This window comes from Bradyrhizobium sp. PMVTL-01 (assembly GCF_051861855.1).
Taxonomy (GTDB): domain Bacteria; phylum Pseudomonadota; class Alphaproteobacteria; order Rhizobiales; family Xanthobacteraceae; genus Bradyrhizobium.
Genome location: NZ_CP193982.1, coordinates 6,177,252 through 6,194,201, shown reverse-complemented (window position 1 = coordinate 6,194,201; position 16,950 = coordinate 6,177,252). Strand labels below are relative to the sequence as shown.

At 65.5% G+C, this 16,950-nt stretch carries 14 protein-coding genes; 8 read left to right on the top strand and 6 right to left on the bottom strand.

The genetic code is table 11. From position 1 onward, the window contains the following. Nucleotides 1-123: 123 nt before the first annotated feature. The gene (locus ACRQ5Q_RS29985) at nucleotides 124-864 is read left to right on the top strand and encodes a 2OG-Fe(II) oxygenase (RefSeq protein WP_439393539.1); all 741 of its coding nucleotides are present in this window, start codon (nucleotides 124-126) and stop codon (nucleotides 862-864) included. An 8-nt stretch (nucleotides 865-872) separates the two neighbouring features. Next, on the top strand, nucleotides 873-1,526 hold the full coding sequence (gene alkB, locus ACRQ5Q_RS29980) for a DNA oxidative demethylase AlkB (protein ID WP_439374216.1): 654 nt from the start codon (nucleotides 873-875) through the stop codon (nucleotides 1,524-1,526). Nucleotides 1,527-1,626: 100 nt separating this feature from the next. On the opposite strand, the gene ACRQ5Q_RS29975 is transcribed toward alkB, so the two are convergent. From ACRQ5Q_RS29975 to hpaH, 6 genes are all read right to left on the bottom strand, one after another. Then, a complete protein-coding gene (locus ACRQ5Q_RS29975) occupies nucleotides 1,627-3,252 on the bottom strand; it encodes a thiamine pyrophosphate-dependent enzyme (RefSeq protein WP_439393537.1) in 1,626 nt (541 codons plus the stop codon). A 19-nt stretch (nucleotides 3,253-3,271) separates the two neighbouring features. Then, a complete protein-coding gene (locus ACRQ5Q_RS29970; RefSeq protein ID WP_439374218.1) occupies nucleotides 3,272-4,141 on the bottom strand; it encodes a fumarylacetoacetate hydrolase family protein in 870 nt (289 codons plus the stop codon). Further along, the gene (gene hpaD, locus ACRQ5Q_RS29965; RefSeq protein WP_439393535.1) at nucleotides 4,141-5,124 is read right to left on the bottom strand and encodes a 3,4-dihydroxyphenylacetate 2,3-dioxygenase; all 984 of its coding nucleotides are present in this window, start codon (nucleotides 5,122-5,124) and stop codon (nucleotides 4,141-4,143) included. Before hpaD ends, ACRQ5Q_RS29970 begins: the two co-directional genes overlap by 1 nt. A 128-nt stretch (nucleotides 5,125-5,252) precedes the next feature. After that, nucleotides 5,253-6,791, bottom strand: coding sequence for a 5-carboxymethyl-2-hydroxymuconate semialdehyde dehydrogenase (gene hpaE, locus ACRQ5Q_RS29960; RefSeq protein WP_439393534.1), 1,539 nt, complete (start codon nucleotides 6,789-6,791; stop codon nucleotides 5,253-5,255). Beyond that, on the bottom strand, nucleotides 6,784-7,182 hold the full coding sequence (locus ACRQ5Q_RS29955; RefSeq protein WP_439374221.1) for a 5-carboxymethyl-2-hydroxymuconate Delta-isomerase: 399 nt from the start codon (nucleotides 7,180-7,182) through the stop codon (nucleotides 6,784-6,786). Before ACRQ5Q_RS29955 ends, hpaE begins: the two co-directional genes overlap by 8 nt. 30 nt (nucleotides 7,183-7,212) lie before the next feature. After that, on the bottom strand, nucleotides 7,213-8,019 hold the full coding sequence (gene hpaH / locus ACRQ5Q_RS29950) for a 2-oxo-hept-4-ene-1,7-dioate hydratase (protein ID WP_439393533.1): 807 nt from the start codon (nucleotides 8,017-8,019) through the stop codon (nucleotides 7,213-7,215). 111 nt (nucleotides 8,020-8,130) lie between these two features. On the opposite strand from hpaH, the gene hpaR reads away from it, so the two are divergent. The 6 genes from hpaR (at nucleotide 8,131) to ACRQ5Q_RS29920 (ending at nucleotide 16,930) form a co-directional block, all read left to right on the top strand. After that, nucleotides 8,131-8,649 (top strand): homoprotocatechuate degradation operon regulator HpaR, encoded by a 519-nt coding sequence (gene hpaR / locus ACRQ5Q_RS29945; protein WP_439393531.1) that lies wholly within the window; start codon nucleotides 8,131-8,133, stop codon nucleotides 8,647-8,649. Nucleotides 8,650-8,890: 241 nt separating this feature from the next. After that, complete coding sequence (locus tag ACRQ5Q_RS29940; protein WP_439374224.1) at nucleotides 8,891-9,667, top strand: HpcH/HpaI aldolase family protein; 777 nt, start codon at nucleotides 8,891-8,893, stop codon at nucleotides 9,665-9,667. 176 nt (nucleotides 9,668-9,843) lie between these two features. Continuing rightward, nucleotides 9,844-11,367, top strand: a complete 1,524-nt coding sequence (locus ACRQ5Q_RS29935) for a UxaA family hydrolase (protein WP_439374225.1) — start codon at nucleotides 9,844-9,846, stop codon at nucleotides 11,365-11,367. 179 nt (nucleotides 11,368-11,546) lie between these two features. After that, on the top strand, nucleotides 11,547-12,068 hold the full coding sequence (locus ACRQ5Q_RS29930) for a PAS domain-containing protein (RefSeq protein WP_439399904.1): 522 nt from the start codon (nucleotides 11,547-11,549) through the stop codon (nucleotides 12,066-12,068). Next, a complete protein-coding gene (locus tag ACRQ5Q_RS29925; protein ID WP_439374226.1) occupies nucleotides 12,046-13,350 on the top strand; it encodes a methyl-accepting chemotaxis protein in 1,305 nt (434 codons plus the stop codon). Before ACRQ5Q_RS29930 ends, ACRQ5Q_RS29925 begins: the two co-directional genes overlap by 23 nt. Nucleotides 13,351-13,660: 310 nt before the next feature. After that, nucleotides 13,661-16,930: a DUF2126 domain-containing protein gene (locus ACRQ5Q_RS29920; RefSeq protein WP_439393529.1), complete on the top strand. Its 3,270-nt coding sequence runs from the start codon at nucleotides 13,661-13,663 to the stop codon at nucleotides 16,928-16,930. Nucleotides 16,931-16,950: the final 20 nt, after the last annotated feature.

The following is a 16,950-nucleotide window of genomic DNA, read 5'->3' as shown; positions in this document are numbered from 1 at the left end:
TGCGACGATCCAGACTGGTTCCGCGGAGGGATTCTGGATTGCTTCGCGGAGCTCGCAATGACGGGGAGATAATCATCGGAAATCGGGTGGCGGGGTGAACGTCCGGCTGCGAGGGTGATTGCTATGACAATGACCGCACGAAAATCAGCCCACCCCTCCCACTTCGCCGCCCACGTCGACGCACTCGACTGGCCGCAGATCACCGCCGAGCTCGACTCCCAGGGCAGCGCCGTCCTGAAGAACCTGCTGACGCCCGACCAATGCCGCGCGATCGCCGCCCTCTATCCCGACGACACCCACTTCCGCAGCCGCATCGTCATGGGCCGCCACGGCTTTGGCCGCGGCGAGTACAAGTACTTCTCCTATCCGCTGCCCGATCCGATCGCACAGCTCCGCCCGGCGCTCTATGCGCATCTTCAAGTCGTCGCCAATCGCTGGAACGAAGCGATGGGGATCGTCATCCGCTATCCCACAGCGCACGCGGCATTCCTCAAGCGTTGCCATGAGGCCGGCCAGGCGCGGCCGACGCCGCTGCTGTTGCAATACGAGGCCGGCGACTACAATTGCCTGCATCAGGACCTCTATGGCGAGCACGTGTTCCCGCTCCAGGTCGCGATCCTCTTGTCCGAGCCCGGGCGCGATTTCACCGGCGGCGAGTTCGTGCTGACCGAGCAGCGCCCGCGCATGCAGTCCCGCGCCGAGGTGGTTCCGCTGATGCAGGGCGATGCGGTCGCCTTCGCCGTGCATCACCGCCCGATGCAGGGGACGCGCGGCGCCTACCGCGTTAATCTCCGCCATGGCGTCAGCCGGATCAGGTCCGGCAAGCGCCACACGCTTGGCGTGATCTTCCATGATGCGAAATGAGTGAGTCATTGACGGCTGATTTGTTCGACAGTGTTGCCGAGGCGCAGCCCTCGCGCGAGGAGATCGCGGACGGCGCCGTGCTGCTGCGCGGCTTCATCAAGCCGATCGAAAGCGAGCTGATCGAAGCCGTGCGTGCGATCGTGGCGCAATCGCCGTTCCGGCGCATGACCACGCCCGGCGGCTATCAGATGTCGGTCGCGATGACCAATTGCGGCGAGCGCGGCTGGATCACCGATCACACCGGCTATCGCTATGATCCCATCGATCCGCGAACCGGCGCGCCATGGCCGGCGATGCCGCCGGTGTTTTGCGATCTCGCTCGCCGCGCGGCAGAGCAGGGCGGTTTTGAAGGCTTTTCGCCCGATGCCTGCCTCGTCAATCGCTACGAGCCCGGCACCCGACTGTCGCTGCATCAGGACAAGGACGAGCTGGATTATTCGGCCCCGATCGTCTCGGCCTCGCTCGGCCTGCCCGCGACCTTCCTGTTCGGCGGCCTCGCGCGCGCCGACAAGCCGCGCCGCTTTCGCCTCGTCCATGGCGACGTCGTGGTCTGGGGCGGCCCGTCCAGGCTCGCCTATCACGGCGTTGCGCCGCTCGCCGAGGGTGAGCATGCGCTGCTGGGACGGAAACGGATCAATCTGACGTTTCGCAGGACGCGGTGATCTTCCTTCTCCCCTTGTGGGAGAAGGTGGATCGCCCTTCGGGAAGGCACCTTCTCCCGCAAGGGGAGAAGGGACGAGTCCCGGAAAGACGATGCTTCGTTTACGGCTTCGGCGGATGAATGAACGCCCACGGACTCACCTCGGAGTCGCGCGTCACCTCGACCGAGATCAGATACGGCCCGCCGTGGCTAAGCGCCTTCTCCATCGCCGCCTTGAACTGGTCCGGCGCGGTGACGCGCGCAGCTGCCACGCCAAAGGACTCCGCGAGCTTGACGAAATCCGGATTGACGAGGTCGGACGCCACCACGCGGCCATCGAAGCGTTCGCGCTGGTCGCGGCGGACGTTGCCATAGGCGTTGTTGTTGAACACCAGCGTCACCACGCCGATGTTGAACTGGACGGCGGTGGCGAGCTCCTGCACGCCGAACATGAAGCCGCCGTCGCCGGTGATGGCGACCACAGGCTTGTCGGGGTTCGCCACCTTGGCGCCTAGCGCGGTCGGGAAACCCGATCCGAGCGTGCCCTGGTAGCCTGACGTGATGAAGGTGCGCGGCCGGTAGATCGGAAAGCCGTACCAGGAGGCGAAGCCGACCTGGGACAGCTCATCGGTCACGATAGCGTTCGCCGGCAGCAGCTCCCGCAGGATGTCGAGATACGCCATTTGCGGCTGGACGCGCTGGATCTCTTGTTGCGCGGCCGCGGTCGCTTCGCGGATCGCGCCGCGCCGGCCGGCGGTCTTGCTGTAGCCGGCCTTGCGCACGGCGGCAGCGAGATCGGCGGTTGCGATTTTGGCATCGGCAACGATGGCCGTATCCGAGATGAACCGCCGCATCTCGACCGGATCGATGTCGATGCGGATGCTCTTCAGGCCGGCGGGCCGATACGGCCAGCGCGACATCGTCGGCAGCTCCAGCCGCGTGCCGATGCCGATCATGAGATCGGTGTTGGGCCACAGCTTGTAAGCGGCGGCCGTGGTGAGGCCGAGCTCATGCGCGTTGGAGACGATGCCGCGGCCGCTGCGGAAGGCGACCACCGGCGCATCGATCATCTCGGCGAGCTCGAGGATCTCCTCGCCTGCCTCGATGGCGCCGCTGCCGACGAAGATCATCGGCGCCTTGCTCGCCTTGATCAGCGCGGCCGCCTGCTTGATCAGGTCGGGATCGGGAAGCGGCGCAGGCAGCGGCTCCAGCACCTGCGCTGTGGCGGTATCCGCGCGCTGGGTGAAGATGTCCCAGGGCATCTCGATCGAGGCGGGGCCGCGCCGCCCCGAGGTCATCTCCTGGAAGGCTCGCGCCACCGTGGTCGGTGCATTGCCGGGCGTTTCGATCCGGTCGGCCCATTTCACGTAGGTGCGCAAGGTGGCGAGCTGGTCCGGCATCTCGTGCAGATGGCCGCGCCCCTTCCCGAGGAATTGCGTCGGCACCTGACCGGTCACGCACAGCACGGGCTCGTTGCAGCCATAGGCGGTGAGCAGCGCCGCGCTGGCGTTGAGCACGCCGGGGCCGGGCACCACGCTGAACACGCCGGGCCGGCCGCTGGCGCGCGCATAGCCGAAGGCCATGTAGCCGCAGGCCTGCTCGTGCCGCGCGCCGATCACCTTGAGCTGGGCCTGATGGAAGGCGTCGAACAGCCCGTAGATCTGCGCGCCGGGCAGGCCGAACACGGTGTCCACGCCATGGGCGACAAGCCCGCTTACGATCGCTTCGCCGCCGGTGAGGGTGGTCATTGCATCATTCCAATCTTGTTCAAGCTTCGTCGACGACGCCGTTGCGCAAGGAGCCGATGCCTTCGGCCGCGACCTCGATGACGTCGCCCGGTTTGAGGTAGCGCGGCGGTTCGAACCGCGCGCCGGCCCCGGTCGGCGTTCCCGTGACGATGACGTCGCCGGGGACGAGCGTTGCGAAGGTCGAGATATAGCTGATGAGATAGCGGAACGGAAACATCAGCCGGCTGGTACGGTCGTCCTGCCTGAGCTCGCCATTGACATGCGTGGTGAGGCGGATGTCCGCGATCTGTGCTTCCCTGGTGTAAGGCACCAGCCACGGGCCGAGACTGCCGCTGGAATCAAAGTTCTTGCCTTGCGTGACGTTGAATTTCGCGTGGCGCAGCCAGTCGCGCACCGAGCCTTCGTTGCAGAGCGTCAGTGCCGCAATGTGATCGAGCGCGGCGCTCTCGGCGATGTGCCGGCCTTGCTTGCCGATCACCAGCACGATTTCGCCCTCATAGTCGAGCTGGTGCGAGGCGCGCGGGCGCACCAGCGGCGTTTCATGGCCGACGAAGGAGCGTGGGCTCCGCATGAACATGCTCGGATATTTCGGCGCCTCCTGGCCGTCCTTGTACTCGGCGTTGCGGTCGGGATAGTTGACGCCGATGCAGATGATCTTTTCCGGCGCGGGGACGGGCGGCAGCCAGGTGATCTCGTTGAGCGCGTGAACCGGCGTGCGGCCAGCGGCTTCTTCGGCGAGGCTCACGAGCTTCCCGGCCGCGATCACCTCGCGGAGCGTCGGATAATCCTTGGCATAGCGCGCGGAGAGATCGACGATGCCGCCCTCGAGGACGGCGCCATAGCGCGTTTCACCCTTGACGGAATAGGTGGCGAGGCGAGGGAGTTTCATCAGTCAGCCACCAGCACGTCGGCCACGAATTTCGGCTCGCGCACGGCCTGGCCGGTGAACGGCGAGCCCTGCTCGAACCATGACCGCGGCGCCGGTGCGCCCCACAGCGTCTGGCGGCGCGGGTCGCGCAGCGACCAGCGCAGCGGCTCGTGGTCGTGATCGCCGGTGAAATAATCGCTGGTGTAGAGCTCGAGGCGGTGGCCGTCAGGATCGCGCACGTAGAGGAAGAACGCGTTCGAGATGCCGTGGCGTCCCGGGCCGCGCTCGATGTTCTTCACAAAACCTTGCGAGGCCATGACGTCGCAGAGATGGATGATGTTCATCGCCGTCGGCGTCCAGTAGGCGAAATGGTGCAGGCGAGGGCCCTTGCCGTTGGTCATCGCGAAATCGTGGACGTTGCCCTTGCGATGCATCCAGGCCGCGGCGATGCGGCCGTTGGGCCCGTCCTCCTCGGCATATTCGGTGAGGCGGAAGCCGAGCCGTGCGTAGAAATCGACGGTGTCCTGCACCTCGGCGGCGAAGACGTTGAAATGGTCGAGCCGCTGCGGGTGGCAGCCGCGGTAGAGGTCGTAGCGGCGGAGCAGATGCGGCCGCCGCTCCATCGACGCATAGAGCTCGATCTGGAAGCCGAAGGGATCGGTGAACTGAAGGGTGCGGCCCTGGAAGGGCTGGTCGGCGAAGGCGTAAGGGAGGCCGTTCTCCGAGAGGAAGGCGGCGGCCTTGTCGAGATCCTTCTCGTTGCCGACCTTGAAGCCGAGCCGGGCGCAGGCCGGTGCGGCTGCTTTCCGCAGCACCAGCGAGTGATGCTGGTGCTCCTCCGCCGCGCGCAGGTACACGACGCTGTCGTGGGCGTCCTCGACATGCAGGCCGACGGTGGTCTCGTAGAACTCGCGGCTCAGCTTCAGATCGGTGACGTCGAGCACGACGTGGCTGGAACGGATGATGTTGAACGGCGGCTCGAAGACGTGTTGCGGTACGGGCATTGGCTTTCCCCTCGGTCCTGTCATTCCGGGGTGGCTCGAAGAGCCGAGCCCGGAATCTATCGCGCAGCAAAGTTGGTGGATGAACGGATTCCGGGCTCGTGCTGCGCACGCCCCGGAATGACCATTTCCTAAGTTCCCAGCTTCTGAATCTTGTGCGTGCCCCGCGCCAGCGAGACGTGCTTGGTTTCCATGTAGAAGTCGAACGAGTAGTCGCCGCCGTCGCGGCCGATGCCGGAGGCCTTCATGCCGCCGAACGGCGTCGGCAGATGGCGGACATTTTCCGAATTCACCCAGATCATGCCGGCCTCCAGCGCATCGGCGACGCGCAGCGCGCGGCCGACGTCGTTGGTCCAGACATAGCCGGTGAGGCCATAGCGGATGTCGTTGGCGATCTCGATCGCGTCGTTCTCGTCCTTGAACGGCAGCACGGTGAGGAAGGGGCCGAACACCTCCTCCTGCGCCACGCGCATCTTGCCGTGCGCGCCGGTCACCAGCGTCGGCTCGACATAGTGTCCGCCGCCGGGACCGTCATGGGCCTTGCCGCCGACCGCAATCACGGCGCCGTCCTGCCGGGCGACGTCGAAATAGGAGCAGACTTTTGCCAGGTGCCGCTCGTGGATTAGCGGGCCGATCTCGGTGGCGGGATCGAGGGGATGGCCGACCTTCAGCGTCTTCACCCGCGCGGTCAGCTTCTCCACGAATTTCTCCGCGATGCTCTGCTGGACCAGCAGGCGGCTCGACGAGGTGCAGCGCTCGCCGTTGAGCGAGTAGATCATGAACACGACGGCATCGAGCGCGCGGTCGAGATCGGCATCGTCGAACACGATCACGGGGTTCTTGCCGCCGAGCTCGAAATGCACGCGCTTCAGGGTCGGCGCACCCTGAACCATGATCGCCGAGCCCGTCGCGCTCTCGCCGACGAAGCCGATCGCCTTGATGGCGGGATGCTCGGTCAGCGCCTTTCCGGCCTCTTCGCCAAAGCCGTGCACGGTGTTGAGCACGCCGTCGGGCACGCCCGCTTCCTTGACCAGCCTTGCCAGAATGGACGCCGTCACCGGCGACCATTCGGCCGGCTTGTGCACGACCGTGCAGCCGGCCGCGAGGGCAGGGGCGATCTTCCAGGTCGAGAGCATGAACGGCGTGTTCCAAGGCGTGATCACGCCGACCGGGCCGATCGGCACGCGTGTCGAGATGTTCCAGTGCTCGTCGCTCGGCGTGTTGAGGCCGTCGCGCGCCTCGGCGCATTTGTCGGCGAAGAAGCGGAAGTTCTCGGCGGCGCGGATCGCGGCCTTGGCCATGAAGCGATAGGCTTGTCCCGTGTCGATGCATTCGAGCACGGCGATGTCGTCGGCGTTGTCCTCGATCGCGTCAGCCACACGATGCAGCAGCTTGCGCCGCATCGCCGGGCCCATGTCGCGCCAGGATTTGAAGGCGAGCGCCGCGGCCGTTGCCGCCGCGTCGATATCCTCGGCATTGCCGCGGGCGACGCTGGCGAGCACCGCGCCATCGACCGGCGACCTGGTCTCGAAGGTCTCGCCGGAGATCGAGGCGACGGTCTTGCCGTCGATCATGTGGCCGATGCCGTCGGCACGCATAGTCTTCAGCAGCGGCGCGACGCGGTCGCGGTTGGCCTGGAATACGTCGGCTTTCGGAGTGGGCTTATCCATGGGCGGCCTCCACTTTCAGGGCGTCGTGGATGTTGTTGCGCTTCCAGCTCGTGTCCTTGTCGTTGATCTGCATGTCGAACGACAGAGCGAACTTGCTGGCGGCGAAGACGGGATCGAGATGTCTTGAAAGCGCCTGGAAGACGTGCTCGCCGGCCTTCTGGCGCGTAGCAAGGTCGCGGCCCTCGCCGATGCGCAAGACCATGTCGAGAAAGCCGTAGTCCTGCCGCGCATCTGCAATCGCGTAATGCTCGCACCTCACGGCGCGGACGCGGATGCCGCCGAGCGGGAAGATGCCGGTCTCCACGGCCGCCTTGCGCACGACCTCGCACACAGTGCCGATGTCGAGGCGGCCATCGAGATTGGCCGAATATTCGATCGTGAAATGCGGCATCGCGGTTTCACTCCCTGTCTTCTTGTCGTCTTAAGCGAAGTAGCAGCTCACCGAGCCATAGGCGCCATAGTCAGCCTGGATTGTGTCGCCCTTGCGGGTCTCGATTGGACGGATGAAGGAGCCGGCGAGCACGACCTGGCCCGGCTCCAGCGCCAGCCCAAGCGGCGCGATCTTGTTGGCAAGCCACGCCACGGCGGTCGCGGGATGATTGAGCACGCCGGCTGCAAGGCCGGTCTCTTCGAGCTGGCCGTTCTTGAAGCAGAGCGCACCGATCCAGCGCAGATCGGCGTCCAGCGGACGGATCGGCCGGCCGCCAAGCACGATGCCGGCATTCGCCGCATTGTCGGCGATGGTGTCGAAAATCTTGCGCGTCGCCTTGGTTTTGGGATCGACGCGCTCGATCCGCGTATCCAAAATCTCCAGCGCCGGCACCACGAAGTCGGTGGCATTGAGCACGTCGAACATGGTGCAGTCGGGGCCGGCGAGCCGCTTGCTCATGACGAAGGCGAGCTCGGCCTCGACGCGCGTCGCAATGAAGCGCCCGGTCGGAACGAGGCCGCCATCGGCGAAGAACATGTCGTCGAGCAGAACGCCGGAGTCCGGCTCGTCGATACTGAGCGCGCTCTGCATCGCCTTGGAGGTCAGCCCGATCTTGTGGCCCTTGACGATGCGCCCCTCCGCGATCTTGACGTCGACCCAGGCCTTCTGAATCGCGTAGGCATCGGCGATGCTGATCTCTGGGAAATCCTGCGAGAGCTGGCGGATCTGCGTGCGGGTCTTCTCCGCCTGGTGCAGACGCCTCGCGCAAGCCTGGATATCGTCGTTGGAAAGCGCCATCCGTGATCTTACAAATCGTGGTGCCCGGAGATGCTTAACATGTTAAGTGAATGCGTCAAACAGAATCTGGGTTTGCTGCACTGCAAACGTTATGCGGCTTGAAAGGGCGCCATGAGCAAGAGACCGGCCGATCCTGCGAACGGAAGCGCGCCTGCTGCGCGGCAAGTGCCGATGCGCGACTTCTCGCGCTCGCTGCCGATGTCGCTGCTCAGGGCGCGCGAGGCAGTGATGCGGCAGTTCCGTCCCTCGCTGCGCGAGCACGGCCTGACCGAGCAACAATGGCGCATCCTGCGCGCGCTCGCCGCCATCGAGGCCGCCGAGGTCACGGAACTCGCGCGCACTGCGTTTCTGCTCGGACCGAGCCTGTCGCGTATCCTGCGCGATCTCGAGGCGCGCAATCTGATCGAGCGCAAGACGGCGAAGGCGGACCAGCGCCGTAGCATGGTCTCGATCTCGAAGGAGGGCGTGAAGCTGATGGCCGCCGTGGCGCCGACGTCGGAGGCGATCTACGCGGAAATCACCAGCCGGTTCGGCGCCCGCAAACTCGCCGAATTGCAGGAGATGCTCGGCGAGCTCGAACAGAGTCTTGCGGAGCTCGGCGCCGCCAACGAGGCAAGTGCCGAGGAGTGACAGCAGATATGCGCTCCGGCGAGGCAACTGTCATGGACATGGCCGCATTTTTTCGCTCAAAGTGCCGCCCAGGCCGATCGCTCGAAAGTCGGCGCCGGGACGGATGACGCCCCCCCTGCCGGATGACATCTTGCGTCATTGCGAACGTAGCGCGGGGATCGACTTCGCGGTAATAACGGCATCGCCTTGTCGCGGCGCTCGTCATGGTGACGACGGTCAAACAACAAAGAAGGAAGGCAACGTGGCGAACAAAGTCAAAGAGATCTGGAAGTCGGGCAAGGCCGTGGTCAATGCGTGGCTGGCAATTCCCTCCGGCTTCTCGGCCGAGATGGTCGCGCAATGCGGCTTCGACAGCGTCACGGTCGACATGCAGCACGGCGTGCAGGACTATCTCTCGATGGTGCAGTGCTTTCAGGCCATGGACAAGCACCCCGTGACCCCGATGGTCCGCGTGCCCTGGAACGAGCCCGGCATCATCGGCAAGGTGCTCGACGGCGGCGCCTATGGCGTGATCTGCCCGATGGTCAACACGCCGCAGGAAGCCAGCAACCTCGTCTCCTATGCGAAATATCCGCCGAAGGGCGTGCGCTCCAACGGCCCGATCCGCGCCGGCATGTACGGCACCGCCGGCTCCTATCAGAAGACGGCCAACGACGAGATCGTGCTGCTGCCGATGATGGAGACGAAGACCGCGGTCGAGAACATGGAAGCGATCCTCGACGTCGAAGGCATCGACGGCGTCTATATCGGGCCGTCCGATCTCGGCTTCTCCTACGGACTCGAGCCCAAGCTCGACCGTAGCGAGCCCGAGATCCTCGCCATTTACGAGAAGATCATCAAGGAATGCGGCAAGCGCGGCCTCAATCCCGGCATTCATTGCAGCGGCGCCGAGGGCGCCGCACGTGCCATCAACATGGGCTTCAAGCTGGTGACGCTCTCGAACGAGGTCGGCTTGATGACGACCTATGCCAAGATGCAGGTCAACGCGACCCGCAAGGATTCGGCCGGCAAGGCCTGAGCTCTCTCCTTTCCCTCTCCCTGCTCTTGCTGGGAGAGGGAAAGGGTGAGGGGCCTCTCTCAACACGAATCGAACTCGCATGTGGATCGCACCCGACGATGCTTCGCATCGCCAGCCATCCGCCCTCTCCCCGCAAGAACGGGCAGAGGTGAAGTAAGAGACCCAAGGAGATACCCATGACCATCAGCCCCGTCATCCGCCTGCATCCCGATGATGGCGTGGTGATCGCGCGCGCGAGCCTGCCGCCGGGAACGGTGGTGGCCAACGGCGTGACCACGGTCGATCGCATTCCTTCCGGCCACAAGGTGGCGATCAAGCCGATCGCCGTCGGCGAGCCCGTGATCCGCTACGGCCAGATCATCGGCTTTGCGACCATTCCGATCGCGCCGGGCCAGCACGTGCACGTGCAGAACTGCGGCATGGGCGACTTCGCCAAGGACTACGCCTATTGCGCCGACGTCAAGCCGACGCCGAATTTCGATCTGCCGGCGACCTTCGAAGGCATCCGCCGCCCGGACGGCCGCGTCGCCACGCGCAACTATATCGGCATCCTCACCTCGGTGAATTGCAGCGCGCATGTCGCAAGCCTCGTCGCCGACGTCTTCAAGAAGAATCCCTTTACCGGCGACAATCCGCTGGCCGATTTCCCCAACGTCGACGGCGTGGTCGCGCTGACCCACAAGACCGGCTGTGGCATGACGCAGAACGAGCCGCTGGCATTGCTCCGCCGCACCCTCGGCGGCTATGCGCGGCACGTCAATTTCTCCCACGTCATCGTGCTCGGCCTCGGCTGCGAGGTGAACCAGATCGGCGGGCTGATGGAAGAGCAGAAGCTCGCGGGACGCCTGCGCGCGATGGACATCCAGGAGGTCGGCGGCACCCGCAAGACGGTGGAAGCAGGCATCGCCTTCGTGCGCGAGGCGCTCACTGACGCCAACAAGGTCAAGCGCGAGACGGTGCCGGCGAGCGAGCTCACCGTAGCGCTGCAATGCGGCGGCTCGGACGGCTATTCCGGCGTGTCGGCCAATCCGGCACTTGGAGCCGCCAGCGATCTCGTCGTCCGCCACGGCGGCACCGTGATCCTGTCGGAGACGCCGGAGACCTATGGCGCCGAGCATCTCTTGACGCGTCGCGCCGTCAGCCGCGAGGTCGGTGAGAAGCTGGTCGACCTCATGCGCTGGTGGGACGAGTACACGAGGCGCGAAGGCGCCGAGATGAACGCCAATCCGAGCCCCGGCAACAAGGCCGGCGGCCTCACCACCATCCTGGAAAAGTCGCTCGGCGCGATGGCCAAGGCCGGCACCACCAATCTCGTCGAGGTGCTGCGCTACGCCGAGCCGGTGAGCAAGCGCGGCTTCGTCTTCATGGACACGCCCGGCTACGATCCCGTCGCCGCAACCGGGCAGGTCGCCGGCGGCGCCAACCTCGTCTGCTTCACCACCGGCCGCGGCAGCGTGTTCGGCTGCAAGCCCGCGCCCTCGATCAAGCTCGCCACCAACACGCCCATGTACAAGCGCATGGAAGAGGACATGGACGTCAATTGCGGCACCATCCTCGAAGGCGAAGAGAGCGTCGAGCAATGCGGCCAGCGCATCTTCGAACTCATCCTCAAGACCGCCTCGGGCCAGCCGACCAAGAGCGAAAGCTTCGACTTCGGCGGCGCCGAGTTCGCACCCTGGGTGCTGGGCGCGACGATGTGACGGTGCTGATGCACCTCGCTGCCGAAATGACAGACGCGGACACCTACGTAGTCATACGTAGGTGTCATATGATCGCAGGAGTTCCTGCGGTCACTCGGGATTAAGATTTCGCGCCGTAATCGTGAGGCGATGCGGGCGACTCCTTCGAGGGCGCTGCCCTTCGACAGGATTCGTCAATGATGACGCGTGCGATACGGCCGAGTGGCGTGGAAAATCTCCTCGGTGAGGAGGAGCTGATCGTGTCCAAGACCGATCTCAAGGGCCGCATCACCTACGCCAACGACGTCTTCATGCGCATGGCGAAATACTCTTACGCCGAGCTGATGGGCGCGCCCCACAGCCTGATCCGCCATCCCGACATGCCGCGCGCGGTGTTCAAGCTGCTCTGGGATACGCTGCAGTCCAAGCAGGAGATATTCGCCTACGTCGTCAATCTGGCGAAGGACGGCAGCCATTACTGGGTGTTCGCCCACGTCACGCCGACCTTCGACGAGCGCGGCAACATCGTCGGCTATCACTCCAACCGCCGCAAGCCCGATCCGGCGCAGGTCGACCGCATCAAGCCGATCTACAAGACGCTGTGTGCGGAAGAGGCGCGACATGCCAATGCCAAGGACGGCATGCATGCCAGCTTCGAGGCCATGGTCGGACTGCTCGAGCAACAGGGTGTCGCTTACGATGAATTTGTGCTCTCTCTCTAAGGCGCAGGGAGCGACCGCGCTCGCGTGTGTTCTTGCCGTCGTTGCGTTCGGACTTTCGCTGCTCGGTGTGACCGGTATAGCCAATGCCGTCTTGCTCGGCACGACGGTCGTGCTGCTCGGCTATGCGGTCTGGTGCCAGCATCGCATGGCCGCGGCCGTCGATGAGGTCGCCGATGTCTGCCGCAAGGCCGCGCATGGCGATCTCGAGGCGCGCATTCTCAGCGAGCTGCAGGCCGGGCGGATCGGGTCCATCCAGAAATCCGTCAACGATATGCTCGACATCACCGATGCCTTCCAGCGCGAAGCCTCGGCATCGATGGACTATGCCAGCCGCGGCAAGCATTTCCGCAAGATCCTTGCACGCGGATTGCCGGGCTCGTTCCGCCGTTCAGCCAACGTCATCAATTCCGGCACCGACAGCCTCGGCCGCAGAGTCGTCGAGATCGCCGGCCTCGCAAAGCAGTTCGGCACGCATCTCGACGGCGTCGCCGGGACGCTGATGGGCGCCGCGACCGATCTCGAATCCGACGCCCACCAGATGGCAGCGGCAGCCGACAAGACCAGCCGGCAGACCTCCGGCGTGCTCAGCGCGTCCGACCAGGCTTCGCGCAACGTTGCCACCGTCGCCAGCGCGGCGGAGCAGTTGGCATCCTCGATCGCCGAGATCGGCCGCCAGGTGGCCGGCTCGACCACGAGCACGGGGCGGGCGGTGAACGAAGCCAATCGCGCCGGCAGCGAGATCCGTAACCTGGCAGACGCGGCGATGCGGATCGGCGACGTCGTCAAGCTGATCAGCGAGATCGCCTCGCAGACCAACCTGCTCGCGCTCAACGCCACCATCGAGGCGGCGCGCGCGGGCGAGGCCGGCCGCGGCTTTGCGGTGGTGGCCTCCGAAGTCAAGAGCCTCGCCAACCAGACCGCGAGGGCCACTGAGGAGATCAGCGCCAAGGTCGGCGAGATGCAGCAATCGACCACCAATTCGGTCGCGGCCGTGGAGGCCATCGCGCAGACCATCACCGAGATCAACGGCATCACCGCCTCGATCGCGACTTCGATCGAGCAGCAAGGCCTTGCCACCCGCGAGATCGCGCGCAACGTCCAGGAAGCCTCGGCCGGCACCTCCGAGGTGTCCTCCAACGTCACAGGCATCAGCGAAGCCGCCGCCGACACCGGCCGCGTCGCCACCCGCGTCAACAGCGCCTCCGAGCGCGTCCACGGCGAAGTCGAGACGCTAAGGCGCGAAGTGACGCAGTTCTTGCAGCGGCTGACCTCGGCGGCGTAGGGATTTTTGCCAAGAGTACGCTGCGAACCCTCTCCCCTTGTGGGAGAGGGTGGCTTGGCGAAGCGAAGCCGGGTGAGAGGTCTCGATCCTTTCGAATAGTCTTGCGGCCGGAGAGAACCCCTCATCCGGCGCTTCGCGCCACCTTCTCCCACAAGGGGAGAAGGGAAGAGCAGCCTCGCCGGCGCGGCCGGATGACAACCCACCAGCACCCGGCCCGCACCTTGCATAGGCACCCTCTGCCCGTTGTTAGTGCTTGATCGCATTGACGTCAGGTGTTCTGCTCAAAAAAGCTGCTGGAGCACCGCACCCCGTGTCGATCTACGTCGCATTACACCACGTCACGCACTACAAATACGACCGCCCGATCGATCTGGGACCGCAGACCATCCGCCTGCGGCCGGCGCCGCACACGCGTACGCCGATCCTGAGCTATTCGCTCAAGGTCACCCCGGCCAACCACTTCGTGAACTGGCAGCAGGACCCGCAAGGCAACTGGCTCGCGCGCTACGTCTTTCCGGAGAAGACCACCGAGCTGAAATTCGAGGTCGACTTCACGGCGCAGATGACCGTGGTCAACCCGTTCGACTTCTTCGTCGAGCCCTATGCCGACAGCTTTCCGTTCGACTATCCGAAGGACCTGAAGACCGAGCTCGCGCCGTATCTCGAAACCCTCAAGCCCGAGCCCGAATTCGCGAGATACCTCGCCTCGATCCCGCGCGAAGCGCCGAACACCGTCAACTTCCTGGTCGAGCTCAATCGCGAACTGCAGAAGAAGATCCGCTACATCATCCGCATGGAGCCGGGCGTGCAGACGCCGGAGGAGACGCTGACCTCCTGCGCCGGTTCATGCCGCGACTCCGCCTGGCTGCTGATCCAGACGCTGCGTCATCTCGGGCTCGCCGCGCGCTTCGTCTCCGGCTACCTGATCCAGATCCGTCCCGACATCGATCCGATCGAGGGGCCGCCGGAAGTCGAGAACGACTTCACCGATCTGCATGCCTGGGCCGAGGTCTATCTGCCCGGCGCGGGCTGGATCGGGTTCGACGCCACCTCCGGCATGCTCGCCGGCGAGGGGCACATCCCGGTCGCCGCCACGCCGCATTATCGCTCGGCCGCGCCGATCTCCGGCGGCGCCGGGTTTGCCGAGGTCGAGTTCGCCTTCGACATGAGCGTGAAGCGCATCCGCGAGGCGCCGCGCATCACAAAACCGTTCTCCGATGAATCCTGGGCCCGGCTCAACGATCTCGGCGAGCAGGTCGACGGCGATCTCGCCGCGCAGGACGTGCGGCTCACCATGGGCGGCGAGCCGACCTTCGTCTCGGTCGACGATCTCGAAGCGGGCGAGTGGAATACGGAAGCCGTCGGCCCCACCAAGCGCACGCTCGCCGACGACCTGATCCGCCGCCTGCGCGCGCGCTTTGCACCCGGCGGCCTGGTGCATTACGGCCAGGGCAAATGGTATCCGGGCGAGAGCCTGCCGCGCTGGGCCTTCGGACTCTACTGGCGCAAGGACGGCGTGCCGATCTGGAAGAACGCCGATCTCATCGCCAAGATCGCCAACCCGCGGCGGCCCGAGGTCAGGGACGCCGAGGCCTTCATGGAGGGCACCGCCGCGCGGCTTGGGCTCGATCTCGGCTACATCATGCCGGCCTATGAGGATCCAGTCTATTGGCTGCAGAAGGAAGCCGACCTTCCGATCAATGTCGATCCGACGGACTCGAAGCTGTCTGACCCCGAAGCGCGCGCGCGGATGGCGCGGGTGTTCGACCAGGGCCTGACCACGCCGCGCGGCTTCGTGCTGCCGATCCAGCGCTGGAATGCGCCGCCGCGCTGGCGCAGCGAGCGCTGGCCGCTCCGGCGCAATCATCTGTTCCTGACGCCGGGCGATTCACCGCTCGGCCTGCGCCTGCCGATGGGCTCGCTCGGCCACGTCCCGCCGAACCAGTATCCCTACATCGTCGAGCAGGATCCAATGGAGCCGCGCGGCAAGCTGCCGGTGTTCACCCGCATGGCGCGTCCGCCGTCGCCGCCGCGCACGTCCCCTGAATATCTCAACACGGCGATTCCCGTCCGCACCGCGATGGCGGTGGAAATCCGCGACGGCGTGATCTGCGCCTTCATGCCGCCTGTCGAGCGCATCGAGGATTATCTCGAGCTGATCTCGGCGCTGGAAGACACCGCGGAGGAGATGCAGCTCTCCGTTCATGTCGAAGGCTATCCGCCGCCGTTCGATCCGCGCATCGAGGTCATCAAGGTCACGCCCGATCCTGGTGTCATCGAGATCAACATCCAGCCGGCCAAGAGCTGGCGCGATGCGGTCGAAATCACCTCCGGCCTCTACGAGGACGCCGCCAAGGTGCGCCTCGGCGCCAACCGCTTCCTGGTCGACGGCCGCCACACCGGCACCGGCGGCGGCAACCACGTCGTGGTCGGCGGCTCGAGCCCGCAGGACTCGCCGTTCCTGCGCCGGCCGGATCTATTGAAGAGTCTGGTCCTGTACTGGCAGCGCCATCCGTCGCTGTCGTACTTCTTCTCCGGCCTCTTCATCGGCCCGACCAGCCAGGCGCCGCGCATCGACGAAGCGCGTCACGACAGCATCTACGAGCTCGAGATCGCGCTCTCGCACGTGCCGCCGCCCGGCTATCAGACGCCGCTGTGGCTGGTGGACCGGCTGTTCCGGCATCTGCTCGTCGACATCACCGGCAACACCCACCGCGCCGAGATCTGCATCGACAAGCTCTATTCGCCGGAAGGGCCTACGGGGCGGCTCGGACTGGTCGAATTCCGCGCGCTAGAGATGCCGCCGGATCCGCGCATGTCGTTGGCGCAGCAGCTCCTGATCCGCGCACTGATCGCCAAATTCTGGCGCGAGCCGCAACAGGGCAAGTTCGTGCGCTGGGGCACCGCGCTGCACGACCGCTTCATGCTGCCGCATTTCATCTGGGAAGATTTTCAGGACGTGCTCTCCGAGCTCAAGCAGTTCGGCTATCCGTTCGAGCCGGAATGGTATCTGGCCCAGCTCGAATTCCGCTTCCCCGCCTTCGGCCGCGTCCATCATGGCGGGGTGACGCTGGAATTGCGCCAGGCGCTGGAGCCCTGGCACGTGCTCGGCGAGGAGGGCTCGGCCGGCGGCACCGTGCGCTATGTGGACTCCTCGGTCGAGCGGCTCCAGGTCAAGGCGGAAGGCTTCGTCGAGGGCCGCCATGTCGTCACCTGCAACGGCCGTCGCCTGCCGATGACCTCGACCGGCCGCTCGGCCGAGGCCGTGGCCGGCGTCCGCTTCAAGGCCTGGCAGCCGGCCTCCGGCCTGCACCCGACCATTCCTGTCCATGCGCCGCTGACCTTTGATCTCATCGACACCTGGAACGGCCGCTCGCTCGGCGGCTGCGTCTACCACGTCGCCCATCCCGGCGGACGCAACTACGACACCAAGCCGGTCAACACCTACGAGGCCGAGGCGCGGCGGCTGGCGCGCTTCCAGGACCACGGTCACACCCCGGGGCCGATGCAGCCGCCGCCCGAGGAACGCACAAATGAATTTCCGCTGACCCTCGACTTGCGGACCCCGCTCCTGCAATGAGTATGAGGGTGGGAAAGGGA